Source organism: Streptomyces sp. UNOC14_S4, assembly GCF_020740835.1.
GTDB lineage: Bacteria > Actinomycetota > Actinomycetes > Streptomycetales > Streptomycetaceae > Streptomyces.
Genome location: NZ_JAINFC010000166.1, coordinates 1 through 14,280, shown reverse-complemented (window position 1 = coordinate 14,280; position 14,280 = coordinate 1). Strand labels below are relative to the sequence as shown.

The 14,280-nt window shown below is 70.5% G+C and carries 11 protein-coding genes, 1 pseudogene and 1 CRISPR repeat array; of the genes and pseudogenes, 9 read left to right on the top strand and 3 right to left on the bottom strand.

Annotation, left to right across the window (positions count from 1 at the left end; translation table 11 throughout):
* Positions 1 to 303 (top strand): annotated as a pseudogene (locus K6I34_RS16930) (hypothetical protein); the annotation flags it as partial.
* A 126-nt stretch (positions 304 to 429) separates the two neighbouring features.
* Positions 430 to 2,235, top strand: coding sequence for a glycosyl hydrolase family 18 protein (locus K6I34_RS16925; protein ID WP_229327012.1), 1,806 nt, complete (start codon positions 430 to 432; stop codon positions 2,233 to 2,235).
* 139 nt (positions 2,236 to 2,374) lie between these two features.
* Here the strand turns inward: K6I34_RS16925 and K6I34_RS16920 are convergent, their stop codons facing one another.
* The gene (locus K6I34_RS16920) at positions 2,375 to 2,878 is read right to left on the bottom strand and encodes a hemerythrin domain-containing protein (RefSeq protein WP_229327011.1); all 504 of its coding nucleotides are present in this window, start codon (positions 2,876 to 2,878) and stop codon (positions 2,375 to 2,377) included.
* A gap of 109 nt (positions 2,879 to 2,987) precedes the next feature.
* Positions 2,988 to 3,500, bottom strand: coding sequence for a hypothetical protein (locus tag K6I34_RS16915; RefSeq protein ID WP_229327009.1), 513 nt, complete (start codon positions 3,498 to 3,500; stop codon positions 2,988 to 2,990).
* A gap of 141 nt (positions 3,501 to 3,641) precedes the next feature.
* Between K6I34_RS16915 and K6I34_RS16910 the strand changes: the two genes are divergently transcribed.
* The 6 genes from K6I34_RS16910 (at position 3,642) to K6I34_RS16885 (ending at position 9,266) form a co-directional block, all read left to right on the top strand.
* Positions 3,642 to 4,385: a beta-phosphoglucomutase family hydrolase gene (locus K6I34_RS16910; RefSeq protein ID WP_229327007.1), complete on the top strand. Its 744-nt coding sequence runs from the start codon at positions 3,642 to 3,644 to the stop codon at positions 4,383 to 4,385.
* Positions 4,382 to 6,763 carry a glycoside hydrolase family 65 protein gene (locus tag K6I34_RS16905; protein ID WP_229327005.1) on the top strand — a complete coding sequence of 794 codons (2,382 nt, stop codon included), beginning with the start codon at positions 4,382 to 4,384 and terminating at the stop codon, positions 6,761 to 6,763. The genes K6I34_RS16910 and K6I34_RS16905 overlap by 4 nt, the downstream gene beginning before the upstream one ends.
* A 49-nt stretch (positions 6,764 to 6,812) precedes the next feature.
* Positions 6,813 to 8,027, top strand: a complete 1,215-nt coding sequence (locus K6I34_RS16900) for a MalY/PatB family protein (RefSeq protein ID WP_229327003.1) — start codon at positions 6,813 to 6,815, stop codon at positions 8,025 to 8,027.
* Between the two features lie 98 nt (positions 8,028 to 8,125).
* Complete coding sequence (locus K6I34_RS16895) at positions 8,126 to 8,395, top strand: DUF6372 family protein (protein WP_229327001.1); 270 nt, start codon at positions 8,126 to 8,128, stop codon at positions 8,393 to 8,395.
* Positions 8,396 to 8,478: 83 nt separating this feature from the next.
* Positions 8,479 to 8,724, top strand: a complete 246-nt coding sequence (locus K6I34_RS16890) for a helix-turn-helix transcriptional regulator (RefSeq protein WP_229326999.1) — start codon at positions 8,479 to 8,481, stop codon at positions 8,722 to 8,724.
* On the top strand, positions 8,721 to 9,266 hold the full coding sequence (locus K6I34_RS16885) for a hypothetical protein (protein WP_229326997.1): 546 nt from the start codon (positions 8,721 to 8,723) through the stop codon (positions 9,264 to 9,266). Before K6I34_RS16890 ends, K6I34_RS16885 begins: the two co-directional genes overlap by 4 nt.
* Positions 9,267 to 9,359: 93 nt before the next feature.
* Here the strand turns inward: K6I34_RS16885 and K6I34_RS16880 are convergent, their stop codons facing one another.
* Positions 9,360 to 9,899: a hypothetical protein gene (locus tag K6I34_RS16880; RefSeq protein WP_229326995.1), complete on the bottom strand. Its 540-nt coding sequence runs from the start codon at positions 9,897 to 9,899 to the stop codon at positions 9,360 to 9,362.
* Positions 9,900 to 10,540: 641 nt separating this feature from the next.
* Positions 10,541 to 12,582: a CRISPR direct-repeat array (repeat unit 29 nt; unit sequence GTGGTCCCCGCGCAGGCGGGGGTGTTCCG).
* Positions 12,583 to 12,888: 306 nt separating this feature from the next.
* Here K6I34_RS16880 and K6I34_RS16875 point away from each other — a divergent pair.
* Positions 12,889 to 14,097, top strand: coding sequence for a helix-turn-helix domain-containing protein (locus tag K6I34_RS16875; RefSeq protein WP_229326993.1), 1,209 nt, complete (start codon positions 12,889 to 12,891; stop codon positions 14,095 to 14,097).
* Positions 14,098 to 14,280 lie beyond the last annotated feature (183 nt).

The following is a 14,280-nucleotide window of genomic DNA, read 5'->3' as shown; positions in this document are numbered from 1 at the left end:
GCCCCCGCCCGTCCCGTCCACGCCGGGCAGACCGTCCGCGTCAGCGGCGCGGGCGAGGACGACGCGGCCCGCTTCCTGCGCGCCTGTGTCCAGGAGCGCGGCGGCGCGCACGACGCGTGGCACGTGGTGGGCTGCGGCAGGACGGTCACGGCGGGGGCGGGAGCCACGGTCGAGACGGGCGTACGGCCCCAGCACCCCGGGGCGCTGCAACTCCGCGGCGTGCTCTACGGGCTGGACGACACGGCCGACACCACCCCGGACGAACTGCGCACCTCCCCTGTGGTGACGGTCCACGTGCACTGACCCGTCCCGATCCCGCCTGATCCAGTCCGTACGGACCCTTGACGCAACTCTGGTCCAGTCCAACGATGTTCACCGCGCAACCGGCCCCCCACCTGTCACGGACGACCGGCCCACCGGGAGCATCCAATGAGACGCGTCACCTCGCACACCCCTCGGCGAATACGCCCCGTACACCCGCTCTTGACCGCCTTCGCCTCCCTCGCGGCCGCCGCCGGGCTGGCCCTGGGAGGCGGTACGGCGCACGCGGCGGCGCACGCCGAGCACTCCCCGCCCCTCCGCGCCGCGGCGACACCCCTGCCCGCCCACGTCTTCGCGCCCTACTTCGAGAGCTGGACGTCCGACAGCCCCGCGGCCCTGGCCGCGCGGTCCGGAGCGAAGCACCTGACCATGGCCTTCCTTCAGACCGAGGCGAAGGGCTCGTGCACGCCGTACTGGAACGGCGACACCGGCAAACCCGTCTCGTCGTCCGTCTTCGGCTCCGACATCACCACCATCCGCGCGGGCGGCGGCGACGTCATCCCGTCCTTCGGGGGCTACGCCGCGGACAACGGCGGCACCGAGCTCGCCGACAGCTGCGCGGACGTCGGGAAGATCGCGGCCGCGTACGAGAACGTCGTCACCACGTACGGGGTGAGCCGGCTCGACCTCGACATCGAGGACAACTCCCTCACGAACAGCGCGGGTGTCGACCGCCGGAACAAGGCCATCAAGCAGGTGCAGGACTGGGCGGCGAGCACCGGCCGCACGCTGCAGTTCTCCTACACCCTGCCCACGACCACCCACGGCCTGGCCGACAGCGGGCTCGCCGTCCTGCGCAACGCGGTCTCCAACGGCGCCCGCGTCGACGTCGTCAACATCATGACGTTCGACTACTACGACGGCGCGACGCACGACATGGCGGCCGACACGAGGACCGCCGCCGAGGGGCTGCACGGCCAGTTGGCCGGGCTGTACCCGGCGAAGTCCTCCGCCGAGCTGTGGGCCATGACCGGGGTCACCGAGATGCCGGGCATCGACGACTACGGCCCCGCCGAGACCTTCACCACCCAGGACGCCCCGAAGGTCTACGACTGGGCCGTCGCCCAGGGCATCGGCACCCTGTCCTTCTGGGCGCTCCAGCGCGACAACGGCGGCTGCCCCGGAACCAAGGGATCCGACTCCTGCTCCGGCATCGCGCAGGACACCTGGTACTTCACCCACACCTTCGCGCCGTTCACCGGAGGCGGCTCCCCCACGACGCCGGACTTCTCGCTCTCCGTCTCCCCCGCCGCCGCGTCGGTCCCTCCGGGCGGCACGGCGACCGCCACGGTGAACACCGCGGTGGTCGCGGGAAGCGCGCAGACCGTCGCCCTGACGGCGAGCGGAGCACCCGCGGGCGTCACCGTCTCGCTCAGCCCCTCCTCCGTGACGGCGGGCGCCTCCGCGCAGCTCACGGTCACGGTCGGCGCGTCGGCTGCACCCGGCAGTTACCCGGTCACCGTCCGGGGCACCGCGCCGTCGGGCGCGCACACCGCCACGTACACCCTGACCGTCACGGGCGGCGGCAGCGGCGGCGGGCTCGGCAACGGTGACTTCGAGACCGGCGGCACGAGCCCCTGGACCTGCCAGGCCGGAAGCACCGTGGTGAGCTCCCCGGTGCACGGCGGCGGTCACGCGCTCCAGGTCACGCCCTCCGCCGACCGCACCGGCCAGTGCGAGCAGACGGTCACCCTCGCGCCCAACACAGCGCACACCCTCACGGGCTGGGTCCGTGGCCCCTACGCCTACGTGGGCGTCAGCGGCGGCGCGAACGCGAGCCAGTGGGCCTCGTCCGACACCTGGACACAGCTGACGGTGCCCTTCACGACCGACGCGAGCGGCAAGGCGACGGTGTACGTCCACGGCTGGTACGGCCAGGGCGCGGTCTACGCGGACGATTTCTCACTCACGTGACCCTGATAAGGGGCGCGGGGAACTGCGCGACCAGCCACATAAAACCCGCAGCCGCGCACCGAGCCCAAGAGGCCCCCCGGTAGGCGCAGCGGGGTCCGGGGCGCAGCCCCCGGCCATGAAAGCGGGCCGCCGCAACGGCTCACCCACGCCGCCGCGCGTCGTGACGCGCGGCCTCCGCCTCGCCGCCGCCCGTCACCCGCGGCTCGCGCCCCCTGCCCTGCCGAACCTCGTCGCCGAGGTGGCGCAGCATCTCCGGCGGGCAGGCCCGCCGGAGCATCGGGAAGAGGTCGTGCTCCTCGCGCCGGACGTGCTGGCCGACCTCGCGCTCCAGGGCGCGGACGCGCGCGTCGAAGCCCGGTTCGTGGACCGTGCTCGATTCCAGGCCGCGCAGCATGGCGGTCAGCCGTTCCTGGCCGCCCGCCTCCTTGGCCACACGGGAGTCACCGCCGGCGACGTGGTCGCGCACGACCGGGTAGAGGTACTCCTGCTCGGCCGCCGAGTGCCGCGCGAGCTCGGCGGCCACCTCTTCGAGGAGTTCCTCGCGGCCGATGTCCTCCAGCCGGGTCCGGTGGATCGAGTGGAACAGTGCCTCGAGCACCCGGTGGTCGGTCTCGAGCTCGGCGATGATGTCGGTGCGTACCATCGGGCGTCCCTTCCCATCACCCGTATTCTCACGTCACCCGTATTCTCACGCCGCCGCATCCGCTCCGCACGGCGAGGGCCCCGGCCGTGCCGGGACCCCGCGGGGCCGCTCAGCCCTGTGCGCCGCCCTGCCACGCGCCCGTGACCGCGGCGACCACGACGGAGCCGATGACGATCAGACGGTGCGTCACCGCGTCCAGCTGCTGACGTTCCGCGGCCGGTACGTGCCACTCCTCCCACCAGGTGATCTGCTCCGGGGAGAGGCTCTCGGGCGGCTCGGCGGCCCACACCGCCGCGAGCTGGTCCGCGAGGGGAGTCACGACGGCGGCCTGTTCGGCGTAGGCGTTGATCAGCGCGGTCATATGGCTGGTGGGCAGATGCCTGTACCACTGGTCGCGCACCGCGACGGCGAGGGCGGCCGCGTCCTCCAGCCAGAAGATGTGCTGGGAGATCCAGCCCTGGGGGTCGGGGTGCGCGGGCACGCCCGGGAGCAGGCGCGGTTCCAGGGCGTCACGGTGGGTGAGGAACGCGCTGCCCATGGCCTGTTCCTCGGCATGGGGGATCCAGGCGCCCTGACCCAGGGCGATCGCGGCGGCCTCGACGGCATCAACGGCTCTGGTCATTTGATCACTTTACGGTGCGGATCAGATCGTTCCGCACGGCCCTGCACGGACGTGCAGCACATGAGCACGGTCTTTGCCGAGGAGAAGCCGGAGAATTGCCGAAGAGAAGCGGTTCCGCCGCGGCCGGGGCATCATGGCCGGGTGACGAGCCTCGGGCTTCCCACCGGCATCCACGCCTGTCTGTTCGACCTCGACGGGGTGCTCACCCGCACGGCGACCGTGCACGCCGCCGCGTGGAAGGAGATGTTCGACGCCTTCCTCCGCGAGCGCGACGGGCCGGGTTTCCGGCCGTTCGACGCGGTCGCGGACTACGACGAGTACGTGGACGGGATGCCCAGGGCGGACGGCGTCCGGTCGTTCCTGGCCTCGCGCGGCATCGAGCTGCCCGAGGGCGCCCCGGACGACCCGCCGGAGCGGGACACCGTGCACGGACTCGGGACGCGGAAGAACGCGATCGTGCTCCGCAAGATCAAGGAGCTGGGCGTGGAGGCGTACGAGGGGTCCGTGCGCTATGTGCACGCGGTCCGGGCCGCGGGGCTGCGGCGGGCCGTGGTCTCCTCCAGCGCCAACTGCCGTGACGTGCTCGTCGCGGCGGGCATCGAGGACCTCTTCGAGGTCCGGATCGACGGCGTCGTGGCCGCCGAGCGGAAGCTGCCGGGCAAGCCGCACCCGGACACCTTCCTGGCCGCCGCGGAGGAGCTGGGCGTGAAGCCCGCGCAGGCGGCCGTGTTCGAGGACGCCCTGGCGGGTATGGAGGCGGGGCGGGCCGGCGCGTTCGGCTTCGTCGTCGGCGTGGACCGCGTCGGACAGGCCGAGGCGCTCCGCGCGCACGGCGCGTCCGTGGTGGTGAAGGATCTGGACGAGCTGCTGGGAGGCTCCGCGTGATCACCCATCCGGCGTACGCGGTCGAGCCGTGGTGTCTGCGGGAGACCGAGCTCAACCTGGAGGTGCTGCCGCAGAGCGAGTCCGTGTTCGCCCTCGCCAACGGGCACATCGGCTGGCGCGGCAACCTCGACGAGGGGGAGCCGCACGGCCTGCCGGGCTCGTACCTCAACGGCGTGTACGAGCTGCGGCCGCTGCCGTACGCGGAGGCGGGCTACGGCTATCCGGAGTCGGGACAGACCGTCATCGACGTCACCAACGGCAAGGTGATCCGGCTGCTCGTCGACGACGAGCCGTTCGACCTGCGGTACGGGCGGCTGCTGAAGCACGAGCGCGTGCTGGACTTCCGTACGGGTCTGCTGTCGCGCACGTCCGAGTGGACGGCGCCCTCGGGCCGGACGGTGCGGGTCCGCTCCCGGCGGCTGGTCTCCTTCACACAGCGGGCCGTGGGAGCCATCTGCTACGAGGTCGAGGCCGTCGACGCGGAGGTCCGCCTCGTCCTCCAGTCGGAGCTGGTGGCCAACGAGCAGCTGCCGCAGGCGGGCGGTGACCCCCGGGTGGCGGCGGTGCTCGAATCGCCGCTGGTGTCGGAGGAGCACTCGGCGGACGGCAGCTGCCTGCGGCTGATCCATCGCACGGTGCGCAGCGGTCTGCGGGTGGCCGCGGCCGCCGAGCACGAGGTGGACGGCCCGGAGGGGACGAAGACGTACGCGGAGAGCAGCGAGGACCTGAGCCGCTTCACGGTGACGTCGGCGCTGCGGCCGGGGCAGGTGCTGCGGCTGGAGAAGACGGTCGCGTACGGCTGGTCGGGGGTGCGGTCGCTGTCGGCGATGCACGACCAGGTGGACGCGGCGCTGGCCGGGGCGAAGAGCACGGGCTGGCAGGGGCTGTGCGACGAGCAGCATGCGTACCTGGACGCGTTCTGGGACCGCGCGGACGTCGAGGTGGACGGGGACGCGGAGATCCAGCAGGCCGTGCGGTTCGCGCTGTTCCACGTGCTCCAGGCGGGGGCGCGGGCGGAGTGCCGGGCCATCGCGGCGAAGGGGCTGACAGGGCCGGGCTACGACGGGCACAGTTTCTGGGACACCGAGACCTTCGTGCTGCCGGTGCTGACGTGCACGGCGCCGCGGGCCGCGGCGCAGCCGCTGCGGTGGCGGCACGCCACGCTGCCCGACGCGGTGAACCGGGCGCGGACGCTGGGCCTGGACGGCGCGGCGTTCCCGTGGCGGACGCTGAGCGGTGACGAGTGCTCGGCGTACTGGCCCGCGGGCACGGCGGCGTTCCATGTGAACGCGGACATCGCGGACGCGGTGGTGCGCTATCTCCACGCCACGGGCGACGAGACGTTCGAGCGCGAGGTGGGCCTGGAGTTGCTGGTGCAGACGGCGCGGCTGTGGCGTTCGCTGGGACACCACGATCCGCAGGGCCGGTTCCACATCGACGGGGTGACGGGTCCGGACGAGTACAGCGCGATCGCCGACGACAACGTCTACACGAACCTGATGGCGCAGCAGAACCTGCGGGCGGCCGCGGACGCGGCGGAGCGCCATCCCGAGCTGGCGGACACGTTCGGCGTGGACGACGAGGAGACGGCCGCCTGGCGGGACGCGGCGGCACGGATGACGCTGCCGTACAACGAGACGCTCGGCGTCCATGAGCAGTCGGCCGACTTCACCGGCCATCAGCACTGGGATTTCGCCGGGACGCGCCCCGACCAGTACCCGCTGCTGCTGCACTTCCCGTATTTCGACATCTACCGCAAGCAGGTCGTCAAACAGGCGGACCTGGTGATGGCGATGTATTTGCGGGGGGACGCGTTCACGGCCGAGCAGAAGGCGCGGAATTTCGCGTACTACGAGCCGCTGACGGTCCGGGATTCGTCGTTGTCGGCGTGTGTGCAGGCTGTGATGGCGGCGGAGGTGGGGCATCTGCGCCTGGCGTACGACTATCTCGGCGAGGCGGCGATGATGGACCTCTCCGACCTGGAGAGCAATACGCGCGACGGACTCCACATCGCGTCGCTGGCGGGCACCTGGATAGCGCTGGTCGCGGGGTTCGGCGGAATGCGGCACCGGAACGGCACGGTCGCTTTCGCGCCCAGGCTCCCGGAGCAGCTGGACCGGATCGCCTTCACGGTGCAAGTGCTGCGCCGTCGGCTGCGGGTGGACATCACGGGCGAGTCCGTCACGTACTCCCTGCTGGAGGGCGAGCCGCTGGAGATCGGGCACTGCGGCGAGCGGCTGCTGACGACGCGTGAGGAGCCAGTGACCAGGAAAATCCCCGCCATACCCGAGGGCGTGGAGCCCAGGCAGCCGGCGGGCCGCAAGCCGGCGCACCGTGGCTGGAAGGCGGGCCGCCCCGACGGCGAGATGCCGACATGATCCGCCGTTACCCTGGGCCACCGCGGCACGGGTGCGCACAATAGCTCCCATGACTGCTCCTGTGCCTGCTGAAGATTCCATATCCGCCGGAGGCCCCGCGCCCGCTGCCGAGAACAATCCGTTGCGGCGTTACTCCCTGGACGAGTTGCGGCTGCGTACGAGCTCGAAGTGGACGGCCTATCCGCCGGACGTCCTGCCCCTGTGGATCGCCGAGATGGACGTGCCGGTCGCCGAGCCGGTGGTGCGCGCGGTGGCCGAGGCCATGGAGCGGGGGGACACCGGCTATGCCGACGGCCGGGAGTACGCGCGGGCGCTGGACGTCTTCGCGCGGGAGCGCTGGGGCTGGGACGGGGTGGTGGCGGAGCGCTCGGCGATCGTGACGGACGTGATGCACGGTGCCGTGGAGATCCTCAAGCTGATCACCCGGCCCGGGGACGCCGTGGTGGTGAACCCCCCGGTCTATCCGCCGTTCTACGCCTTCGTGGAACACATGGACCGGCGGATCGTCGAGGCGCCGCTCGACCGTGCGGGCCGGATCGACCTCGATGTGCTGGAGACGGCCTGCCGGGAGGCCGTGGCGGGCGGGCGGCGGGCCGCGTACCTGCTGTGCAGCCCGCACAACCCGACCGGCACCGTGCACACCGCGCAGGAGCTGGCCGCCGTGGCCGACGTGACGAACCGCCACGGCGTACGGGTCGTCGTCGACGAGGTCCACGGGCCGCTCGTGCTGCCGGGCGCCCGCTTCGTGCCGTACCTGTCGGTGCCCGGTGCCGAGGGCGCGTTCTCCCTGATGTCCGCCGCGAAGGGCTGGCACCTGGCCGGGTTCAAGGCGGCGCTGGCCGTCGCGGGCCCCGCGGCAGCCGCCGACCTCGCCCGGCTGCCCGGCGAGGTGAGCCACGGCCCGAGCCACCTGGGCGTGCTGACCCACACCGCCGCCCTGCTCCACGGGGGCGCCTGGCTCGACACCGTACTGACGGCTCTGGACGGGAGTCGGCGCCTGCTCGGCGACCTCCTGTCGCAGCACCTGCCGGAGGTGGGGTACGCGCCGCCGCAGGCCTCGTACCTGGCATGGCTGGACTGCCGGGCGCTCGGCCTCGGGGACGACCCCGCCGCGGCCTTCCTGGAGCGCGGGCGCGTGGCGGTGAACGGCGGCACGGCGTACGGCACGGGCGGCGCGGGACACGTACGCCTGAACTTCGCGACCGCGCCGGAGATCCTCGCGGAGGGGGTCGAGAGGATGCGGAAGGCGCTGCCGCTGGCCTGACGGCGGGCGGACGGCATACCGATCCCGGCTCGCTCGCCGGCCCACTCGCCGACTCGCTCGCCGAGCCGGGATCGAACATCCGCCCTACCATGGGTGGTATGGCTGCCTTCGCAGGTCCGTGGAAGAGCCACCACTCCGCACAGCTCGGTTCTCCCGGCTCTCTCGACTCTCTCGACTCGATGGAGCAGATCGAGCCCTGCCACTGCCTGTGCGCTGTCGCGCACCGCGGCCACCAGGTGTGCTCCGAGGACGCGTACCCCGACCTCCGCCTCACTTTCCACCTGCCCGCGCTGGGCGAGGTGTCCTTCCCTGTCTGCGGCCCGTGCTTCGACGCGGCGTCGCTGCGCCACAGGCGCTGGGCCGCCTGACTCCTGCTGCCGCGGACTCCTGCATCACGGGTGTTGATCACCTGTCATTGCGCGACTGCGATGCAATGTAGTACTTCTTATACATGAGCGAGCAGGTGCACAACAGGCTGGCGGTGGTCCGCGCGGAGCGGAAGGTGTCGCGTCAGAGCCTCGCGGAGGCGGTGGGCGCGCACTACCAGACCATCGGCTACATCGAGCGCGGCCAGTACAACCCGAGCCTCGATCTGGCACTGCGGATCGCCCGCTACTTCGGGCTGCCGGTCGAGGCACTGTTCTCACTGGAGCCGTTCCGGCCGCTCACCGACGAGGTCTACGGGAGGACGTCTTGACGACACGACAGCACGACTGGGGCACGCGCTACGACCGGCACATGGTCCAGATCATGAACAACCCGGCGGGCCGACCGCTCTACGCCACCGCGGCACGGCGCCGGACCCTCGTCGCCGCGCATGTCGCCCTGACCGGCGGCACGTTGGCCGTCATGATAGGCGGCATGGCGGCGCGGGCGCCGTGGGTGGTGCTGGGCGGGATCGCCGTCCTGCTGCCGCTGTGGTGCTGCGCGACGGGTGCGATCAACAGCTGCACGCGAGGACTGCTGGAACTGCGCTCCCGCGTCCTGGACGAGCGCCAGCTCGCGGACCGACACCGGGTGCAGGCCCGTGCGCACCGGATCTCCGTGGCGATCCTCTTCGCCGCGGTCGTCACCCTCGCGGCGGTCGGCATGGCCCGGGGTGAGTTCGCCTCCGGGGCACTGCTTCCTGTGTCGGTCGTGGCCCTGGTGGCGTTCTGGCTGATGCCGCTGTGGACGGCGGGGCTGATGGCGCGGGACGAGATCGAAGAGCTGCCGGACGAAGCGGTGGCGACGCTCTGAACGAGCCCTGCCTCTACCTCAAGGGGGGCCAGGCCCGGCCGGAAACCCGGCCGGGCCGAACGCTGGGGGTGGTACGTGACCGAGGCCGCCGGCTCAGCGCTTGGCGTTCACCGCGGTCTTGCACGCGATGTCGGTGCCACCCACCGGGTAGAGGCCGTCCTTCTTGAGCTGGCCGCCCTGGTACTCGTAGTAGAGGTACGTGTAGAACTCGACCCGCCGGGACGGACCGCACGCCGAGTCCGCGGCGATCTGGTAGCTCATGGTGACGGTGCGGGAGGCACCGGGCAGGACGGGCGCGTTGAAGACGACGGCGCCGCTCTGTTTGGTGGGCACGGTGCAGGAGTTCGTGTCCCCGGCGCAGGTGGTGAACGCGTACTTCACGGCCGGGTCCGACGTGGTGGCCCAGGTCGGCTGGATCGACTGATAGACGAACTGGGCATTCGTCGTCTGGTCGTTGGTGAACGTGAGCGTGATGTTCACCGTGGAGCCGGGCATCGCCGACGCCTTGTCCACAGTAATGGTCATGGGCACCGCCTCGGCGGCAGAGGCCGGCTGGGCTGCCAGACCGAGCAGGCCGACGGTGGACGCGATGGCTGCGGACAGGCTGAGCCGTCCCAATGTTGATCTGCGCATGGCGAGGGAGAGTAGAAGCACGTCACACCACTTGACTGCACCGCCCGATCAGGACCGGCCACCCCCTTGAACCGGCCCGCGACTTCCGGAGCTGGTTGTGAGGCACGTGACATTATTGCGGCGGTGTTGCGAAATGGCTGGGAAGTGTTGGTGAGGCTCTTGTGAAGACTGCGGCAGAGCTCCTCCCTTGAGCCCCCCGGAACACGAAGCGCTCGCGCCGTCCGGCGCACTCCCGCGTTCCATTCCCACCGGATTCCGACGGCCGTTGCTCACCGTTCCAAGCCTCGGGAAGCCGCCCTACAGTGAGGCCACCGCGATCCGTTGCGCCGCCGCAGCGCCGCTGGGCGCTCTGCGCTGCGCCCGGCGGCTTCGCCACGCTGATGCCCCGACCTGCTGCCTTGGGGCTTACCCGATGACGTCGCCGGGATGAACCCCACGAGCCACAGGGCCACGGAGGAGCAGCTGGTCAGCCCGTGATCGGCTACTTGAAACTCCGAGGCCCTCGCGTCCCATAACACCCGCTACCGCACTAGCGATGATCGCTGCCTCCCGAAACCGTCTGCCACTATGGAGCAATGCTGAACACGCGCCCCATAGGTAAGGGAAAGGCAAAGCCCCCCTGAAGACGCAGCTCAGGAAGGGTGGTCCCCGCGCAGGCGGGGGTGTTCCGGTGGCATCAGAGATCGGAAGGCAGCTTCTTTCGTGGTCCCCGCGCAGGCGGGGGTGTTCCGGCGGCTAAAAGGCGGCTCGTTGAGCTTCAGCAGTGGTCCCCGCGCAGGCGGGGGTGTTCCGCGGCCTCGATGGGCCCGTATCGGTGATCGCCGGTGGTCCCCGCGCAGGCGGGGGTGTTCCGGCGAACGCCGGGGTCGGGGGAGCCTTGTTGGCGTGGTCCCCGCGCAGGCGGGGGTGTTCCGAAAACCTGCCGGAACTTCGGCACCGGCTGACGGTGGTCCCCGCGCAGGCGGGGGTGTTCCGGTGGCATCAGAGATCGGAAGGCAGCTTCTTTCGTGGTCCCCGCGCAGGCGGGGGTGTTCCGCTCCGCAACGCCGCTCTGGTCGCACTGATTGAGTGGTCCCCGCGCAGGCGGGGGTGTTCCTCGGCCTCGGCGCCGGGGCCCTTCTCGATTCGAGTGGTCCCCGCGCAGGCGGGGGTGTTCCGTCGAAGGACAGGATCGGCAGGTCCGTCTCGGGGTGGTCCCCGCGCAGGCGGGGGTGTTCCGTTTCTCGTCCCGGCGGACCTTTCACCGGCACGGTGGTCCCCGCGCAGGCGGGGGTGTTCCGAATCCGGGCAGGTATCCACCCCGGACGCGTACGTGGTCCCCGCGCAGGCGGGGGTGTTCCGCGGACCCCGAGGCCGTCGGCAACGATGTGCTGGTGGTCCCCGCGCAGGCGGGGGTGTTCCGGAGCCTCACGAAGGGCGACACACTCGGCACTAGTGGTCCCCGCGCAGGCGGGGGTGTTCCGATGATCCATCGTGCCAGCGCTGCTCTGGTGCAGTGGTCCCCGCGCAGGCGGGGGTGTTCCGGCGGAGTGTCCGGGGATGTCGTTGCCGGGAGCGTGGTCCCCGCGCAGGCGGGGGTGTTCCGATCATGCGCAACATCAGGATGTCGGCGCCGACGTGGTCCCCGCGCAGGCGGGGGTGTTCCGACGGCCCGGTGGTGCGGGTCCTGCATGGTGCCGTGGTCCCCGCGCAGGCGGGGGTGTTCCGAATCAGGATCGCCAACGGATTACCCGCATCCGGTGGTCCCCGCGCAGGCGGGGGTGTTCCGGATCGATCTGCTTTGACCGTGCTCCTGCGCTCGTGGTCCCCGCGCAGGCGGGGGTGTTCCGTTCCACGATCACGTGGTCCTTTTTACTGGTCCGTGGTCCCCGCGCAGGCGGGGGTGTTCCGAATTCGGTAATCCGGCCAGGGACGCCTTCAACGTGGTCCCCGCGCAGGCGGGGGTGTTCCGACCAGGTCTCCGAGTTGCATTGCCTCGCGCTTGTGGTCCCCGCGCAGGCGGGGGTGTTCCGGCACAGCGGCTTTACCTGTTCCTCGTCTGCCAGTGGTCCCCGCGCAGGCGGGGGTGTTCCGGCCCTCATCGCCCTGGTGTGCTCGCCGAGAGCGTGGTCCCCGCGCAGGCGGGGGTGTTCCGGGCAGCCGTCTCGGAGAGTGCTTCGGGCTGGAGTGGTCCCCGCGCAGGCGGGGGTGTTCCGCGGGGCTCCGGCGGTACCGTCGGGGCCCCGCCGTGGTCCCCGCGCAGGCGGGGGTGTTCCGAACTCTGGCGCCGTCTACGTCGACCCTGCGGGGTGGTCCCCGCGCAGGCGGGGGTGTTCCGCGGCCGGGGGCGGTCGTGACGAGGTGCCGCGGGTGGTCCCCGCGCAGGCGGGGGTGTTCCGGTCCGCATTCGACAGCGGGGGCTTGAGGACTCGTGGTCCCCGCGCAGGCGGGGGTGTTCCGACGCGCGGCACGGGCGGTGCGGGGCCTCGCCGGTGGTCCCCGCGCAGGCGGGGGTGTTCCGTTGGACGAGCCCCCGTTCAGCCGCCTTTTCGAGTGGTCCCCGCGCAGGCGGGGGTGTTCCGACCTTCGGTGTGATGGGGAACGCCCGTGGCTCGTGTTCCCCGCGCAGGCGGGGGTGTTCCGACCACCTCGCGCGCGATCCCCGCGATCCTCGAGTGTTCCCCGCGCAAGCGGGGGTGTCCCGTACCAATGCCACACGCTCGCACCGGGCTCATCGCGGCTCCCGCAAGCGAGGGACGGTCCGACTGCGCTTCCTCTGCTTCCCGGGAATCCGGCAGACGATGCAGGGCAATCACAGTCCGACCGGCAATGACCTGGGCGCTTGTCCCCCGGTCACTGCCGTCTGCGAACGACGTTCCTCAGAGAGATAACCCCGCAGAAGAACCGCCACCGAACAGCCCAACGGCCCTCCACCGGAGGGCCGTTGACCGTTCTCCCGCAGTCGCGCAGGAGTACTGTTCTGAGTGTCTAGGTCAGAACGGAGCTCAGTATGGCGCACATCGCAGACGATCACATCGGCGCCCGGATCGCCGACTACCGCAAACTACGTCAACTGACTCAAACGGGGCTAGCGCAGCGAGCCTACGTCTCCCGTGGAACCATCGCAAAGGTGGAGGCAGGACTCACCCCCGCAACACCAGCCATCGTGGCAGCCGTTGCCCGGGTACTTGAGGTAGACGTGGCAGTACTCAACGGGCAGCCATACGCCTCAGAGATGCAGCAGGACAAGCTGGACCGAATGATCGCGCCTCTGACGGAAGCGCTGGACATGTACGACCTCGGCCCAGACCTGGACATCATGCCTCGCCCGGTGAACGAGATCGCTCATGAGGTCAACGGGATTTGCCTCAGTGCTTGCGCGACAGAATACAAAGGAGTCGGCGAAAGACTGCCCGGCCTACTGAGTGAACTGACCACGGCGGTCAGCCTACTTCCCAGGAGTTCTCCGGATCGACGACAAGCCACCGTAAGTCTCAGCTGGTGCTACTGGGTGGCCTACGAGTTTGCGTACCGGCTCGGCTACCACCAGCTTGCAGCGATCGCGCTTGAGCGAATGGGCTGGATGGCGGAACAAGCCGAGGACCCTCTACTGTTGGCGCTTCGCCTGAGCAAGCGGAGCAGCATGCTGCTTCGGCGCGGCAACAACCAGATGGCACTCAAGGTTCTGGAGCGCGGGCATCAGCTCGTGGCTCAGTGCGAAGATCCCCACTCGACTTCCGCTCTCGCCGTTTCGGGAAGCCTGTACTTGGCCGGCGCCATTGCCGCGGCTCAAGCGAAGAATCAAGACGATGTGACCGGGCATCTTGAATTGGCCAGAAAAGCGGCCAAGCAAATCGGGAGAGACGTTCCCAGGGTCTACTGGACATCGTTCGGGCTGACGAATGTGGCTCATTTCGATGTGGCCACATCGGTCGAGCTGGGAAACCTGGGGGCCGCGATGAAGTCGGCAAAGAAACTTCATTTCCCGCCGGACCACCCCAAGATGCGTATCGGCCGGTACCACATCGAAATGGCGCGAGCCTATTCACAGATGGGCAAGGCGGAAGCAGCCGAGAGGGCACTGCATCGGGCAAGAGAGGTCGCTCCGCAACAAGCCCGGTACCACCCTCTGCTGCGGGAGACCATCGCAGTCCTCGTCCGTCGTCAGCGCCGGGCACCGCAGGGCCTGGCGTCCCTCGCCGCATGGGTGGGCATGTAGATCGGTCACGGCTCCAGTGTTCCCGATTCGGGAACACTGGAGCCTGTTGTCGTCGGCAGGCTGGGTCGCGCAGGGCCCCGGCGGCCGTTCTCACCAGCGCCGGGGCGTGGTCAACGCCGCAGAGGAGCGTCAACATGACCGACTCTAGCCTTCGATGGCTGAGCTGGTTGAGAAGGAACATCT